The 14469-nt window shown below is 59.0% G+C and carries 12 protein-coding genes and 1 pseudogene; 6 read left to right on the top strand and 7 right to left on the bottom strand.

The window, feature by feature from the left end:
• Positions 1 to 212: 212 nt before the first annotated feature.
• From PP1Y_RS17645 to nhaA, 5 genes are all read left to right on the top strand, one after another.
• The gene (locus PP1Y_RS17645) at positions 213 to 1589 is read left to right on the top strand and encodes an NAD-dependent epimerase/dehydratase family protein (RefSeq protein WP_198409099.1); all 1377 of its coding nucleotides are present in this window, start codon (positions 213 to 215) and stop codon (positions 1587 to 1589) included.
• Positions 1582 to 3174 (top strand): vitamin K epoxide reductase family protein, encoded by a 1593-nt coding sequence (locus PP1Y_RS17640; RefSeq protein ID WP_198409098.1) that lies wholly within the window; start codon positions 1582 to 1584, stop codon positions 3172 to 3174. The genes PP1Y_RS17645 and PP1Y_RS17640 overlap by 8 nt, the downstream gene beginning before the upstream one ends.
• Positions 3175 to 3707: 533 nt before the next feature.
• Entirely contained in the window at positions 3708 to 4457 is a 750-nt protein-coding gene (locus tag PP1Y_RS17635; protein ID WP_013833433.1) for a hypothetical protein, read from the top strand.
• Between the two features lie 25 nt (positions 4458 to 4482).
• Positions 4483 to 4953 (top strand): hypothetical protein, encoded by a 471-nt coding sequence (locus tag PP1Y_RS25815; RefSeq protein ID WP_041558962.1) that lies wholly within the window; start codon positions 4483 to 4485, stop codon positions 4951 to 4953.
• A gap of 244 nt (positions 4954 to 5197) precedes the next feature.
• Complete coding sequence (gene nhaA / locus PP1Y_RS17625) at positions 5198 to 6337, top strand: Na+/H+ antiporter NhaA (RefSeq protein WP_158511862.1); 1140 nt, start codon at positions 5198 to 5200, stop codon at positions 6335 to 6337.
• A gap of 161 nt (positions 6338 to 6498) precedes the next feature.
• Here nhaA and PP1Y_RS17620 read toward each other — a convergent pair whose 3' ends face one another.
• The 4 genes from PP1Y_RS17620 to PP1Y_RS17605 form a co-directional block, all read right to left on the bottom strand.
• Complete coding sequence (locus PP1Y_RS17620) at positions 6499 to 6900, bottom strand: cytochrome c (RefSeq protein WP_051010059.1); 402 nt, start codon at positions 6898 to 6900, stop codon at positions 6499 to 6501.
• Between the two features lie 41 nt (positions 6901 to 6941).
• Positions 6942 to 7235 carry a hypothetical protein gene (locus tag PP1Y_RS17615; protein WP_041558961.1) on the bottom strand — a complete coding sequence of 98 codons (294 nt, stop codon included), beginning with the start codon at positions 7233 to 7235 and terminating at the stop codon, positions 6942 to 6944.
• Positions 7236 to 7246: 11 nt separating this feature from the next.
• Positions 7247 to 8476, bottom strand: coding sequence for a porin (locus PP1Y_RS24730; RefSeq protein ID WP_158511861.1), 1230 nt, complete (start codon positions 8474 to 8476; stop codon positions 7247 to 7249).
• Positions 8477 to 8991: 515 nt separating this feature from the next.
• On the bottom strand, positions 8992 to 10356 hold the full coding sequence (locus PP1Y_RS17605) for an IS1182 family transposase (protein ID WP_051010057.1): 1365 nt from the start codon (positions 10354 to 10356) through the stop codon (positions 8992 to 8994).
• 116 nt (positions 10357 to 10472) lie between these two features.
• Here PP1Y_RS17605 and PP1Y_RS17600 point away from each other — a divergent pair.
• A pseudogene (locus PP1Y_RS17600) lies at positions 10473 to 10769 on the top strand (IS110 family transposase); the annotation flags it as partial.
• 66 nt (positions 10770 to 10835) lie between these two features.
• Here the strand turns inward: PP1Y_RS17600 and PP1Y_RS17595 are convergent.
• From PP1Y_RS17595 to PP1Y_RS17585, 3 genes are read right to left on the bottom strand one after another with little or no spacing between them, the layout of a single operon-like run.
• Entirely contained in the window at positions 10836 to 11840 is a 1005-nt protein-coding gene (locus PP1Y_RS17595) for a site-specific integrase (protein WP_013833427.1), read from the bottom strand.
• Positions 11837 to 13204 (bottom strand): tyrosine-type recombinase/integrase, encoded by a 1368-nt coding sequence (locus PP1Y_RS17590; protein WP_013833426.1) that lies wholly within the window; start codon positions 13202 to 13204, stop codon positions 11837 to 11839. Before PP1Y_RS17590 ends, PP1Y_RS17595 begins: the two co-directional genes overlap by 4 nt.
• Complete coding sequence (locus tag PP1Y_RS17585) at positions 13201 to 14430, bottom strand: site-specific integrase (RefSeq protein WP_013833425.1); 1230 nt, start codon at positions 14428 to 14430, stop codon at positions 13201 to 13203. Before PP1Y_RS17585 ends, PP1Y_RS17590 begins: the two co-directional genes overlap by 4 nt.
• Positions 14431 to 14469 lie beyond the last annotated feature (39 nt).

The raw sequence follows: 14469 nt of genomic DNA, 5'->3' as shown, positions 1-14469 counted from the left end.
CGTCACCCCAACGAACTTGCAACCCGGTCCGTGAGAGCCACAACGTGAACAGGGCTCACTTATAAACGCAGACAAATCGGGGGCCGGCCACGTATCATTCGGAAAGATGTGCGATTTGCCAGACCTTCGACGAGTACCTCACTTGGAGCTGCTGGGTCTTTAACTTAGGTTGAAGACCGAGACGTCGATCTATCTTCTCATGCGCAAACGACGTGAACTGGGGCAGGAATCGCCGCGGAGTCATCACCATGAGTCCAGAAAAAGCAATTGTTTTGGTCACCGGCAGCAATGGCCGCATCGGCACTGCGGTCATGGAACGTCTGACCGGACGCTTTAGCGACGTCGTGGGGTTCGACCGCGAGGCGGCCACTCCACCTCCAGCCGACTGCGTGAGCATACCGGTCGACATTTCTTCCGATGGAAGCGTACGAGAGGGACTACGCATCCTGCGTGAGCACCACGGGACGCATATTGCCGCTGTAGTCCATCTCGCTGCTTACTACGATTTCATAGGCAAACCGAGCCCGAGATATGACGAAGTCACGGTCAACGGGACCGGACATCTACTGCGCGGGCTGCGCGAGGGCTTCATGGTGGAACGGTTCATCTTCTCCAGCACCATGCTCGTGCACCAGCCGGGCGAACCGGGACAGTTCATCACCGAGGACTGGCCGTTGGGGCCGACCTGGGCCTACCCGGAATCGAAGGTCCGGACCGAGGCGCTGATTCGCGGAGAGCGGGGCGATATTCCCGCCGCAATCCTGCGCCTCGCCGGTGTCTATGATGATGTCTGCCATTCCCCGCCGCTCGCGCATCAGATACAGCGCATTTACGAGCAGCAGCTCGCCAGCCATTTGTATTCTGGCGAGACCTCGCATGGCCAGGCCTTTGTCCACCTTGAGGACGTCGTCGACGCCATCGAGCGCACCGTCGATCGGCGCTCTCAGCTGCCGCCGGACGCAGTGATCCTGATTGGCGAGCCAGAGACATTGAGCTACGATGAGCTGCAGCACACGTTCATGCGACTGATTCACGGCAAGTCCTCGGAGACGCAGAGCGTCCCCGGGCTGATCGCCAAGGTGGGCGCATGGGTTCAGGACCACATTCCTGGCGAGGATCCGTTCATCAAACCGTGGATGATCGACCGGGCCAACGACCACTACGCCCTCGATATCACGCGCGCACGCGAGTTGCTCGATTGGCAACCGCGCCATTCGCTGCGCAAGACAATGCCCAAGATGATCGCGGCGCTGGCAGCCGATCCCGTTGGCTGGTACCGAGAGCACGGCTTGGAACCGCCAGCCTCTCTGAGGGCGGAGGTGGCCCGAGGCGCACCGGAAGCACCCGAGGCCGTCGACGCTGGGGCCTGTCAAGTGCATGTCTGCCCGATGCATCCTGCTGTCTGCCAATCTTCCCCCGGAAGCTGTCCGAAATGCGGGGAAGCGCTGGAACCGTCTAGCGCGCCCTCGCAAGGAGCCGAGTACACTTGTCCGATGCATCCCGAGATCGTGCGCCTGGAGCCTGGCCGCTGTCCCAAGTGCGGAATGCCACTTGAGTTGCTCAAGGTACCGGAAGATCGTTATGCATGAGGAGCACGCCCGACGCGGCGACTTGACGTTTGCCGGGCAGGCACTTGAGTACACCTGTCCGATGCATCCCGAAATCGTGCGGTCCGAGCCGGGCACCTGCCCAGAATGCGGTATGACACTGCTGCCGGTCGGTACCAAAATGGAGCACGCGGGTGAGCACGGCGACATGATGGTCAAAGACCATCGAAAGATGTTGTGGCCGCACTACCTCAATTTGATGCTTGGTCTCTGGCTGCTGACCAGTCCCTTCACTCTTGGCTATCTGAGCGACTTCGCGCCCAACGCCAACCAATTGCGCGTCATGGCCGAGCGCGGGCTGCCGTCTTTCGAGCTGCGTAACCTGGCGATGACCTGGGGCGACATCGTCAGCGGCGTACTGGTAATCGTCTTCAGCGGATTGTCCGCTGATTCGTGGCGCCGTAACGCTTGGGCGCAATGGGCCAACGCCTTCGTCGGCGGCTGGTTGTTGTTCGCGCCGCTCGTGTTTTGGACGCCTCTGGCTGCGGCTTACGCCAACGACACGCTGGTCGGCGGCCTGATCATCGCGTTTTCGGTGCTGGTCCCGATGATGCCGGGCATGAGTATGGAGGGAATGATGGGCAAGCCCGACATTCCGCCGGGCTGGGCCTACACGCCATCGAGTTGGTTGCAGCGCGCACCGATCGCCGCGCTCGCGGTTATCGGGTTCCTGATTGCGCGCGTGCTCGGGGCATTTCAGCTCGGCCACATCGATGCGGTGTGGGAGCCTTTCTTCGCTGGTAGTGGCGCAATGAAGGGCGTGATGAATGGCACCGAAACAATCATTACCTCAGACGTATCCAAAGCGTGGCCCATTCCCGATGGCGGTCTTGGGGCCCTCGTCTACATGCTTGAGCTCGTGATGACCTGGATGGGCGGCAAGGACCGCTGGCGCACCATGCCATGGATGGTGCTTGGACTCACTTTCTTGATCGTCCCGCTTGGCGTCGTAAGCATCTATTTCATCATTATCCAGCCGATAGCGATCGGCACTTGGTGCACGCTCTGCCTGATCGCGGCGCTCGCGATGACGATAATGATCCCCTACCAACTGGATGAATTCGTGGCGATGGGCCAGTTCCTGCTCTGGGCGCGCCGGAAGGGCAAACCATTTTGGCGCACTTTCTGGATGGGCGGCGCGATGGAGGGCGGCAATGAAGACATGTCCCTAGGCCTCCAGGGAACGACGCAGGAGATGATCGGGGAAGCAGGGCGGGGCACGAGCTTCCCCTGGATGCTCGTCGTAAGCGTAGCGATCGGCATTTCGCTCATGTTCACGCGGCTCACTCTCGGTAACTCAGGCGCTATGGCCGACAGTGATCATCTGTTCGGCTCACTGGTGGTCGTGTTCTCGATCATGGCTTTCGCCGAAGTGGCGCGCCCAGTTCGTTTTATCAATGTCCTGTTCGGTGCCTGGCTTATTGCCGCACCATGGTTACTTGAGGGCGGCGGTTCTGCGCTTGCTGCTTGGAACGGCGTCATCATGGGCACTCTGCTCATCGTGTTCGCGATACCACGTGGGCCAGTCCATGATTCTTATGCGGGCTGGGACCGATATGTCATTTAACCGGCGGACATGTCCGATGAAGAAGTGGACCATCGGGTTTGTCATTCTATTGTTTGAGGACATTTTCTATCGAGCAAGGCCATTTTGCTCGTGGTCCATGTCGGATCAGGGAGTTTACCGCGCACCGAATGATTCTGCCAACTTCCGTCGCGAACCGGCGACGGTCTTGATCGGACCAGACGCAAGCATGTCCACCGCAGTTCATGCAATAAAGGCACGGGGAAAGAAGAAAAGAAATGAATGCGATTCGCTGCCAGTAACTGGTCAGCAGGCCAAATTGCTGATCTCCTGTCGCTTGGAAAGGGGGGGCCGTTTTCATTAACACCAGGAAAAGACTTGCCGATGTTGATTGGCTGCTTCCTCCCTCGCCCTGACGTCAGCGCGCGGCTTGGTGCCAGCCCAGGAAAATCCGAACCTCGTTTGCTCAGGGTCGTGATTCTTTAATCGGGATCAAAGTTCGGCGGAGCCGAGAGAGTATATCCGTAAATCATCCATTTGGTGCAATCCTGCGCATTAAAGAGGGCAAATTGAGGATGAGCGATTTAAGGGCGTTGCCTCTGACCTTTCGTGCGCTGTTCACGAGTTTCCTGATCTTGATCGGATTGGGCTATCTCATGGCGCTTTCCTATCTATTCCTGGTGGTGGTCGAACCTCATCAGAAGAATGGCATGGGGTTGATCGCGGGAATCGACATGAAATATCATGGTCGTCCCGACAGTTCACGGCTTGAAGCTGCGCTGCGCGGCCAAATGGCAGACAGGATCGACCAAGCCGATCGGGACCGCATATTGGAGTGGGTTCGTCGCGGCGCTCCGCAATCAGGCTATGAATCCGTGAAGCCGATATTCGCGAGCCGCTGTGTGGCCTGCCACAATCCACGTTCTGGTCTGTCGGTCCCCCCACTCGACAGCTACGCCGCGCTTCGCAAGGTGACGCAGACAGATCAGGGGCCAACCATCACACAATTGGCACGTGTTTCTCACGTACACCTGTTCGGAATCAGCATCATCTTCCTGCTAACCGGAGCAATCTTCGCACTTAGCCGGATCACGCCTTGGATACGGATCGTATTCGTAGTCATCCCTTATTTGTCGATCCTTGCGGATATCGGTTCTTGGTGGCTAACCAAATTCAATCCAGTTTTCGGTATCATAGTCGTGATAAGCGGTGCTGTCATGGGTTTGGTCCTGGCTTGTCAAATTTTCATTCCGCTCTGGGAAATGTGGTTGCCATCGCCCTGGGCTTCCGATCACCCGGGCCGGGATCCAGCCAGAGCCGGCTAGAATACGGCAAGAAGGGACACGAATCATGACCCGACGAATGATCACAGTATGGGTTGCAGCGGTTTCTTTGCTGCTGGCAGTTCTTCCGACCCCGGCGGCAGCGAATGCGGGTTACACTAAGACTGTCGGAAACGTTTTAATTTATTTGGGTATAATCCCAGCCGAAATTGTTCGTGGCCTTCATTCGTCCGGTCACACTGAGCGAACGATGCACGGTGGCACGCCCAAGGGCAGCGACGAATATCATGTCACAATTGCTCTGTTCGACGCCAAGACGGGCGAACGTATTAGCCGTGCCGATGTTCGAGCCCGTGTGGCCGAGATTGGCATGTATGGGGAAGAAAAAGAGCTTCAGCCGATGGAAATTGCCGGAACCGAAACCTTTGGGAACTATTTTCCGATGCAAGGGGATGGGCCATTCAGGATTTACGTGACGATCCGTTTGCCGGGCCGCTCTGAGGCGATATCGACACGGTTCGAACATTGGCATCGATAATGGCCTTACAGGCTCCTGCCGTCTGCAGCGAGGGATATCCCGTGCCGTGCGTTTCGGCGTTATGAAGAACGCCCGATTATCATTTCAATGACCCCGTTTGACTTGCGAAGCAAGGCTATTCCTACAGGCGCCAACGAAGGTGTCACCCGGGCGATCGTTCGATGATATTGGGGTTTGTGCGAAGCAGATGAGACCAATATTTTCTCGACCCGCGACCGAACGATTGGCGGGTATTCTTATACTGTTGGCTCTTGGCGTCGGTTTGCTTGCAGTGAATTCACCGGCCAGAGCTATGTATCTCTATGTCCACCACGCAACCGTCCATGTGGGGATCGGGGCACTGATCTCGAAAGAGCCGTTGATCTTCTGGATCAACGACGGGCTCATGGTGTTCTTCTTCTTGCTGGCGGGACTGGAGATCAAATATGAACTGGTCCAAGGTCACTTGTCGAGCATTCACCACGCCTTGTTACCGGCACTTTGCGCCGCCGGAGGCATAACCGTACCTGCCCTTATATATGGTGCACTGAATTGGGGTGAACCGGAGGCGATAAGAGGTTGGGCGATCCCCACAGCAACGGATGTGGTGCTCGCCCTTTCCGTCATTTCACTGGCCGGTGAGAGAGTACCAAACTCATTGCGCGCATTCCTGATGGCCATCGCCATTTTCGACGATATCGGCGCCGTCGGGATCGTCGGCCTGTTCTACGGAAATGGAATCACAGTACCGCCGCTCATCGGAGCCACTGTGGCCACTCTGGCCCTTGCGGTCCTCTGCAAGCTTTCTGTCGTTCGCATTTGGCCCTATGCCGTGGCCGGAATTGCCCTGTGGCTCTGTCTTCTGAGTGCGGGCGTCGAAGCCGCGTTAGCCGGATTGTTTATCGGGCTCGCAGTACCACTGAAAAAGGGCGACCATAAGCCCTTGCAGGTCGTGGCGAACGAAGTCCGCCCATGGGTCTGGTTTGTGGTGATTCCGGTTTTTGCGTTCTTCAACTCAGGCATCGTCCTGACGCCGAACATGTTTGGCGAACTGTTGGTACCGCCAACCCCTGGGATCATGCTGGGGCTTCTCTTGGGCAAGCCCCTCGGTATTCTCGGTGTCGCAGCACTCGCAGTGAAGCTTGGAATCGGTAAGCTTCCGAGAGGCTTGAGATGGCCTCACATCCTAGGCGCCAGCCTTATCGCTGGAATTGGCTTTACGATGAGCCTGTTCGTCGCGGCCTTGGCGTTTCCCTCGCCGCCGCTGTTGGCGAGCGCAAAGGTCGCTGTTCTCCTGGCCTCCCTATTGTCAGCAATTATCGGGTCGATAGTGCTGCAAATCGGGCATCGCAGATCCAAGAATGGGATTTGCACAGAGAGGTGCCATCACGCGATTGAAAAATAGAGGACAATTGTGTTTTTCTCCGAGATGGAGACTGATGCCACCTGTGACGCAGCCAGCCAACCGAGGCCAAGGCATCCGTTGCCGAAGCCTTCGCCTTGATTTGGCTGGATAAACACCTTGCTGTCGGTTGCTGTATAATTCTCCCAAAAAGTAGGCTTGGATTATTTTCCGCAGCCAAATGCCTGATGCATATAGGCGTGGACGTCCTTGATGTCCTGAACACTCAGCCCGGGATTTCCGCCCTTTGGCGGCATCGAGATCGGTGACGATGGGCTGGAGTAGCCACGTTCGATGTGATCGGTCAGCGCGGTATGCGGCTTGGTCAGGACGCCGCCCTTCTTTTTGAAATCCGGCGCACCCGGAATCGTACCGCGCCCATTGGCGCCGTGACATGCCACGCACGTCTGCGCATATACGACCTTTCCGTGCACTGGATCGCCACCGGAGAATCCGCATATCGTCGTCGTAGCGGCCGCAGCCGCGACCGAAGCGAGCGCCGCGGTCACGGCAATACAGACGGAAGATAGGCGCAAGGCGTGTGCACGGATCATTTTCTTCTCCATCGAAAGCAGAGGTATTGCTTCATGATTCGGGGTGGATCGCCTCAATTATTGCTGGCCTTGAGGAAGGCAGCAATGTCATCGGCGGTATCACCCGATATATTGGCGCGCACGCGCATGTGCTTCGCGATTACGTTCCAGCTTCTGTCGGAATATTCCTTCGGATCGCGGATGTTGTGGCACCGGCCGCAATTGTCTGCCCAGGCCTTGGCACCGCGCGCAAATTGCATGGGGTCAGGCTCTGCCTTGCGATCGGCGCTCTGGGCAGGGGTAAGCTGGGAAAACCCAAGACTGAATGCGAGGACCAGCGCGGCAAGTGGAAGTGGCGAAATCTTCATGGCGATCCCTTTCAGAAGCCGAATGCCACCTGGGCATGAAAGCTGTTGACTGACGGGTCTTCCGGGAAATTGCTGTTCTCGTAAGCAATCTTGGCGACGAGCGAGGGCGCGAACCAATAGTCGAGCCCAGCTGACCAGCGCTTTTCCTCATTCTCCTGGAAGCCGGAGAAGCCATTGACGCGAAGCTGACTGTAGCGGACGACGGGCTCAATCTTCGCGACGATCGGATTGTCGGAAATCCCGGCGAGCCGATAGGCTGCCTGAACATACCAGTTGTTCCATGTCGTCCTGGGAATGTCGGTTGGCAGGAGATCACCCGGGGTCAAGGCACTGGTGATCGCATCAAGGCGCGAATGGATATATTCACCGCGGATATCCCAATAGCCCTTCGTGAATGCGAAATCACCGCCGATCAGCGCATAGTCTGCTTGCGAAACCGTGCCGGACACGGCCTGCATTCCTTTGATCCGTGCATGCATGCCAGACAGGCCGAGTTCGAGATGGGGTATGGGAAAGATGCTCACACGCCCGCCGAAGGCCTTGTCGGAATTGTCGTCACCGCCGAAACCTTTGAGAACCGGTCCAGCATCGCCCATGCGCGGCCCGTTGCCGACGAAGGCGGCATAGGTCGCCTTCATGGAACCTACCGGAAAACCGCCGCGAACCATGATGCCGATATCGGACAAGGGCTCATCACCGCCGTCTTCGACGAAACCGACCGGCCGCGTTGGCAGCTTGTTGATCCAGGGCGTGTGCAATGATTGCTGGAACTGGCCAACGGGCGTCAGAAACTTGCCGGCGGTGACCGTGAGCCATTTGTTCACCAGGAAGTCCAACTGGGCATATTCGAGGGAGGTGTCGGTTTGACCGTCCGACGTCGAAGACACTTCCATATGTCCCTCGAACAATAGCCTGTCCCCATAGCTTGCTAGGAAGATCGGCAGGAATTTGGCTCCCCCGAATGAGCTGTGCGAACCGGGGGCGTCGTTCGCCGAAAAATCAGCGACCACCGAGCCGGTGAGTTGAAACTGAATCAGCGAATTGTCGTCAGGCGGCGTACGATTGACCGCAGCAACCCTCGTCACGTCACTTTGCGTCTGATTTGCCGTGCTCTGGGCCTGCGAGGCATCGCTTTCCGCCTTCGCTGTCCTGCTTTCGAGTTGGGCAAGTTGGGCCTTGAGAGCTTGCAGTTCCTGCTCGGCTTGCGCCGCTTGCCTGACTTGCGCTTCCAGCGCTTCCACGCGCTTTTCCAGATCGGTAATCGAGGGTTGGGTCTGGGCAATCGCCGGTATTGGCCCGATCAGCACGAATCCTGCCAAGGGTATGGCAATGAACCTGGAAAGCTTCGCGCTCCGGCTCTCCCCGTCATCCAGATTCCTGTGCCGGGCAAGCCGGTTGGTGTCAATTCCGTCCGATCTGGTGCACATGTTGTTCCCTGTGGGGTCTGGTCTGGGTTAGCCTCGCGATCGAAGCTCAACTCAGTTTGGGAATCTCATGCCGAGGCCAAGCGGTCCTTGATCTAGGTTAGAGAATTTGGCTACCCCCTCACGAAGCGCGAAATTGAACAAGTATCAATCGGACAGCCGCGCATAGAGACCGTCCGGACCGGGCATAGCGATCACTTCGCGACGCCAATCACGGATCTGGTTTAAGCCAGGATAAAGTGCAAGCTTGGGGTCGTTGAAAAAGCCCCGTTATCGTCGATCTGCGGCGGATGGCCTGCCAATGTCACGAGTTTTGCGACTGGACCGCACGATCAAGCGATACCGAAGCTGTTCAGCAATTTCCGGCGCGTATGGGTGTTCAAAACCACGTAAATCAGCGCAATCAGGGCGGCTGCGAGCCGCTTGAGGTTAATCGCGGTGGCGGTGAGGAATGCCTGGATGCGCATGTTATCGAGGCCGCGCCGCACGGCACGCGCAAGACCATGCCAGGTTTTGGCTTCGCCATGGACGCCTTCGACCCGCCAACGGTTACGCTGATAGAGCCGTTCTTCTCGCTCACCCCACCGTAACCGTTTACGCCGCGCCCGTAGCAATGATGGGTGATTGACATTGAACACGACCACACGGCCATAACGTGACGGGCTGACACAGCGGGTTTTGAGCGGACATGCCGCGCAATCTTTGGCATTGGCATGAAAATGCTGAAACGCTCCGCGCTGAAGCTTGCCCCTGGGGTGCAGGATCTTGCCTCTCGGGCAGCGAGCGATGTTGTGACGCGCATCGAACTTGAAGCGACGGGTGGGAATGACCTTGCCCGGCGGCGGCTCGGCCTTGGCCGGAACCACACCTTCGATCTCGCGATCCTCAAGCGCGCGGAAGACTTTGGCATAGGCATAACCGGCATCCATTGTGGCAACCGCCATCGCCGCGCCGGTCGTTGCGGCGATGGCATCAAGCCGTGCGGCCACAGCCATACCCTCGTTCTCCTCACCGGTCGCAACCTCGACATCGACGATGACGCCGGCGGCATCGTCCACGGCGGTGTGCTGTTTGTAGGCCGGCTCAAGTCGGCGGTTGCGGCCGTTGGTCGCCATGGTCGCGTCGGGATCGGTGACGCAAACCTTCTTTGACCTGCCCTTCTTGCGATCGTCGAAAAGCGTTTCGTCGTTCGCCTCGGTGACCGCCTCGACATGTCGAACAGCCAGCGAGTCCCAGCTGACATGGGCTCGGATCAGCGAGGCGTCGATATGGACGACTTCCCCGGTCGCGATCCTGGCCGCGACGCAGGCCTGAACCGTGCGCTCGAATATCAGGCGGAAACGCTCTGCCCCCCAGCGTTGACGAATGCGCGTCAGCGAAGAATGATCGGGCAACGGCTCATGTAGCGCGAAACCGCAAAACCAGCGGATCGCCAGGTTCACCTGCGCCTCGCGCATCAGCCGGCGGTCATGCACGATACCAAGCAGGAACCCGGCGAGCATCAGCCGGACCGCAACCTCGGGATCGATACCGGGACGGCCATTGTCAGCGCAGTAAAGGTCGCTGACCTCGTCGCGCAGCCATCTCAGATCGAGAACCCGGTCCACCCGCGCCAGGACATGATCGTCCGGGATCAGCTGACGAAGCGACCCCGTAATGAAAAGCTCAAGCTGACCCCGCTCCTTGCGACCAAGCATGATGCCATCTCCCACTGCCTCGACACAGTGATGAGGTGGACGGCCCCCGACCCAACGGCATCGATTCGTGCCAGGATGATGCTGTCAGCGACCATCAACGGGAAGGAGCCGTCCGCATGCAGATTACCACGATTGGCCTCGACATCGCCAAGAACGTTTTCCAGCTTCACGGGGTCGATGACGCCGGGCAGCCGGTATTGCGCCGGAAGGTTCGGCGGGATCAGCTGCTGGCGGTGCTTGGCGGCTTTGAGCCGTGCCTGATTGGCATTGAGGCGTGCGCGACTGCACATTACTGGGCGCGACAGCTTCAAAGCCTGGGCCATGAGGTGAAGCTGATGCCGCCCGCTTATGTGAAGGCCTATGTAAAATTATGCGAAGGTGCGCATAACTTCACTAATCACGAGGTGCCCATAATGCGGAGGAGCGCTGCCTGATTGGCGGATTTCCGCCGTTTCTGTCCATGTTTCCTCCGCATTATCTTAGAGCGTGTCCAGCCAGGCGAGCACACTTGCATCGCGCTTCCACGATGGCTGGCCGCCGCGCATGTTCGGAACGGCAACCTTCTCCAGTGCCTTTCGCTTTGTTTCCAGATTGGCCCGGGCATAGTGGTTGGTCGTATCAAGGCTCACATGACCGAGCCAGCTTCGGATCACTGTAACGTCGACGCCCGCTGAGATGAGATGCACGGCGGTGGCATGTCGGAAGGCGTGGGGCGTAACATGCTTAGCCCGCAGTGATGGCACGGTTATGGCCGCTGCCTTCACGTAGGCGGCGAGCTTGAAGCGGACCCCTGAGGCGCTGAGCGGCTCCCCATAGCGGTTGACGAACAGTCTCTGGTCCGGCGCCCGTGGTTGCCGTTCAAGCAGCTTCTTCAGCAACATGGCTGTTTCCGGCCAGAGCGGGCAGATACGTTCCTTCCGCCCCTTGCCGATTAGGCGCACGCAGTTCGGGCTTTCGAACCGGATCGCTTCGGGGCACAGGTCGAGCGATTCCTGTATTCGTGCGCCGCTGTTGTAGAGGAACGAGAGCAGCGCATGATCGCGCATGCCCTCAACGGTCGAACGGTCTGGCTGAGCGAGGATCGCCGTCACTTCCGCCGGATCCAGATAGCTCGGTTCCGCCAGCGGAGCCCGCTTGATCGGGATATGGAGGATTTCGACGCATTGCGCGATCGACGCGGGATCCTTGGTGGCCACGAAGTGGAAGAAGCTCCGGATCGCGGCAAGCCGGCAGTTGCGCGTGCCGATCGTACCGCCGCGCTCGTGTTCGGCGTGACCGAGGAACGCGGCAACCTCGCTGGCGGCCAGATCGGCCAGCGTGATCGTAGCCACCTTCTTTCCAGCACGCTGCGCGATGAACCGCAGTAACAGACGCCAGGTGTCACGGTATGATCGAACCGTATGGATGGACGCGTTACGCTGCTCGACCAGCCATTCGTAGAAGAACGCGCGCAGCAGGTTCGGGAACGGGTCGGCCTTGCTCATGGCTGCGCCTCCTGTCCCAGGCTGAGGCATTGTGCGCCAACTGCCCGGAACCGCTCATTTGCGTAATGCAGCAACTCCTGCGTCACGGTGATGTAGACCAGGGTAGAGTTGATATCCCGATGGCCGAGATAGGTCGCGAGGAACGGCAGGCGATCCTGCGGATTGGTGCCCGTTCGGTACCATTCGAGGATTCTATTCACGACCATCGAGTGACGCAGGTCATGCACGCGCGGGCCTGCTTTTCCTTGCGATGGTTTCAACCCGGCGCGGCGTATGACGTCGGAGAGCAGCCACGTGATCATTTCCGGCGTGTAATGGCCATCGCCGCGCTCGTGCCAGAACAGACCGGAACGCGCGTCCTGTGATGCACCGGCCCGCTGCCGCGCATCGACGTAGGCCCGAAGCTCCACTAAAACGCTGTCGGGTAGCGGCAAAATGCGGGTCTTGAAGAACTTCGTCTGCCGGATGGTGATGGTACCCGACTGCAGGTCGACGTCACCAAGATCGAGACGGGCAAGCTCGCCGCGCCGCAAGCCCGCGCAATAGGCGAGGAGCAGCATGGTGTACATGCTTTGCGGGCGAAGTGGTGCCCGCGGCGACGGGTAGTTTCGTGCGACATCGAGCATCCGCCGCACGTCGGCAGGCGAGTAGATATGGGGCTTTCGCCATTGTTTCGCGGCCTCCTTCCTCGGTCTTGGATCCGGTCGCCGCATAGGTATCGACGGGTCGCGGTGACGAAGGATTTTCGCGAACACGCGTTGGAGCTTTTCACATTCCTCCACGTGGTGCCTCGTGACATTCGTTGCCGCCCATCGATCGATCATGGCGCTAAACGGTTCGGCTTCCGGTCCCGGATGCAACTGCAGGAACCGGTCGAACCGCAGGAGCAACAGGGGCTGCGATGTGTATTTGTATCCTCTGCGCCGCATCATCGCGACATGCTCGACCATCATTTCGCCCAGCACGCTGCCGAACGGTCTGGGCTGGCGCAGTTCGGCAAGAGCCTGATCCGGATCTCGCGACGCCAAGGCCTGCCAGATCGGCATACACTGCTTGATACTGCATTCATCGCGCAGGTCGGCGACGGGATTGCATTGGAGCGCGCCGATTTCCACCAGGCGTTCGAGGAACCGATCAACGATGCGGGTGCGGTGCAAGAGCGTGGCCGACGCTCGGCGCACGGCCGATTCTCGAAGCCAGACCAGCAGCACCTCCTGATCGAGCACGTGGTAACGTTCGGCGACATCCTGGAAGCCGTGCAAGACCTGGGCGTAGCCGGTTCGGCTTTTCGTGCTGTGCAGATCAAGGCTCGCAACAAAGCGGTCAATGATCGCGCGGTCGGGATCGGGCCAGCGGGCGCTCATGGCAGCAACTCCATTCCCGGCACGTCGAGCGCAATGGCCCTGAGGTCTTCGGTCGCAAGCTTGAGGTAGGGCGCTGTCGATCCTGTCGAACGGTGTCCGAGCAGGTCTCCGATGACCTTTTGAGGAACAGCGGCCCGCAGCATTTCGACCGCGCGTGCATGACGGAAGATATGGGGGCCACACTTACCAGGCGGTTGGACGCCAGCGTCACGGAGCCGCCGGCGAACCGCACTGTAGAGCTTGTCGAGCATGCGATAGGGCGCACGCGTGCGGATGAAGATTTCCCTGGTGTCGGTCTCGGGACGCCCAGAACGCAGATAGGCAAGTACCGCTTCGCCGACCGGCGCAAGCAGAGGCAGCAATGTGCTGGCTCGCGTCTTGTTGTGACGAACGTGGATGGTTTCCGTTCGCCAGTCGATGTCCTCGATCCGGAGATGGCGGATCTCGCCTGACCGCAATCCATAAATCGCAAGGAGTTGCAGGATTGCATGGTCCCGCAACCCTGCCGGTGTTTTGTCCCTCTTGGCACTCTCCAGCACGGCGATGATCTGTCCGCGGTCGAGGACCGAAGGTACTCCTTCATATGCATATAGCATTGGCGCTATCACGTGCCCCGACAGGTCCGTCGCGACGCGACCTGTGATGTGGAGGTAGCGTAGCAGTGAGCGAAGCCGTTCCGCCACGGACTTCAGCGAGCAGCGCGTCAGTTTCGGCGCGCGCAAATCCATATAACGGTCAACGTCAGTGACGCTCAGACCCGCCAAGCCGTCGATTCCGTGATCGAACTGCCAGGCAAGGAAGTTCCGGGCCTCCCATATTAACGCTGCGATGCTCGCGCGAGCCAACCCACGCTCCTCACGCAGCCAGATTTCGTATTCGGCGCAGATTGAAAATCGGACCTCATCGGCCGCGCAAGTAGGCTCGATAGCTGGTGGCCATTGGCCGTGAACAAGCCGGAGCAGCGCGTGAATGCCGGAGCGTGGAACCTCGTGCCAGCGCGCGCTGGGGCGTCGACCACGCTGCTTTTCGAACAGAGCGATCACGTGCCGCAGATATCGCTCAACCTGCACGTCAGTCGCGTTCGAGACCGGGATGCCCCGCTGTTCCAGATCATCGAGAAATCCCGATGCGTAGGTGCAGTAGTTCCTCACCACGACCGGGCTGTATCGTTGGCTGACAAGCGAGAAATTGAGCGCAGCGATGAGTTCGTGACGGTTATCCGGCATTGGCGGCTCCTCTGTTGGTCGATTGACCCGCAGAGGTTC

The organism is Novosphingobium sp. PP1Y, assembly GCF_000253255.1.
In the GTDB taxonomy this organism is placed as follows: domain Bacteria; phylum Pseudomonadota; class Alphaproteobacteria; order Sphingomonadales; family Sphingomonadaceae; genus Novosphingobium.
This window is presented reverse-complemented; position numbering and strand designations above follow the sequence as displayed.

Coding starts and splice junctions, on each gene's coding strand:
- PP1Y_RS17640 (WP_198409098.1), top strand. CDS start 1,582: ATGCATGAGGAGCACGCCCGACGCGGCGACTTGACGTTTGCCGGGCAG.
- PP1Y_RS17635 (WP_013833433.1), top strand. CDS start 3,708: ATGAGCGATTTAAGGGCGTTGCCTCTGACCTTTCGTGCGCTGTTCACG.
- PP1Y_RS25815 (WP_041558962.1), top strand. CDS start 4,483: ATGACCCGACGAATGATCACAGTATGGGTTGCAGCGGTTTCTTTGCTG.
- PP1Y_RS17620 (WP_051010059.1), bottom strand. CDS start 6,900: ATGGAGAAGAAAATGATCCGTGCACACGCCTTGCGCCTATCTTCCGTC.
- PP1Y_RS17615 (WP_041558961.1), bottom strand. CDS start 7,235: ATGAAGATTTCGCCACTTCCACTTGCCGCGCTGGTCCTCGCATTCAGT.
- PP1Y_RS17605 (WP_051010057.1), bottom strand. CDS start 10,356: ATGCTTGGTCGCAAGGAGCGGGGTCAGCTTGAGCTTTTCATTACGGGG.
- PP1Y_RS17595 (WP_013833427.1), bottom strand. CDS start 11,840: ATGAGCAAGGCCGACCCGTTCCCGAACCTGCTGCGCGCGTTCTTCTAC.
- PP1Y_RS17590 (WP_013833426.1), bottom strand. CDS start 13,204: ATGAGCGCCCGCTGGCCCGATCCCGACCGCGCGATCATTGACCGCTTT.
- PP1Y_RS17585 (WP_013833425.1), bottom strand. CDS start 14,430: ATGCCGGATAACCGTCACGAACTCATCGCTGCGCTCAATTTCTCGCTT.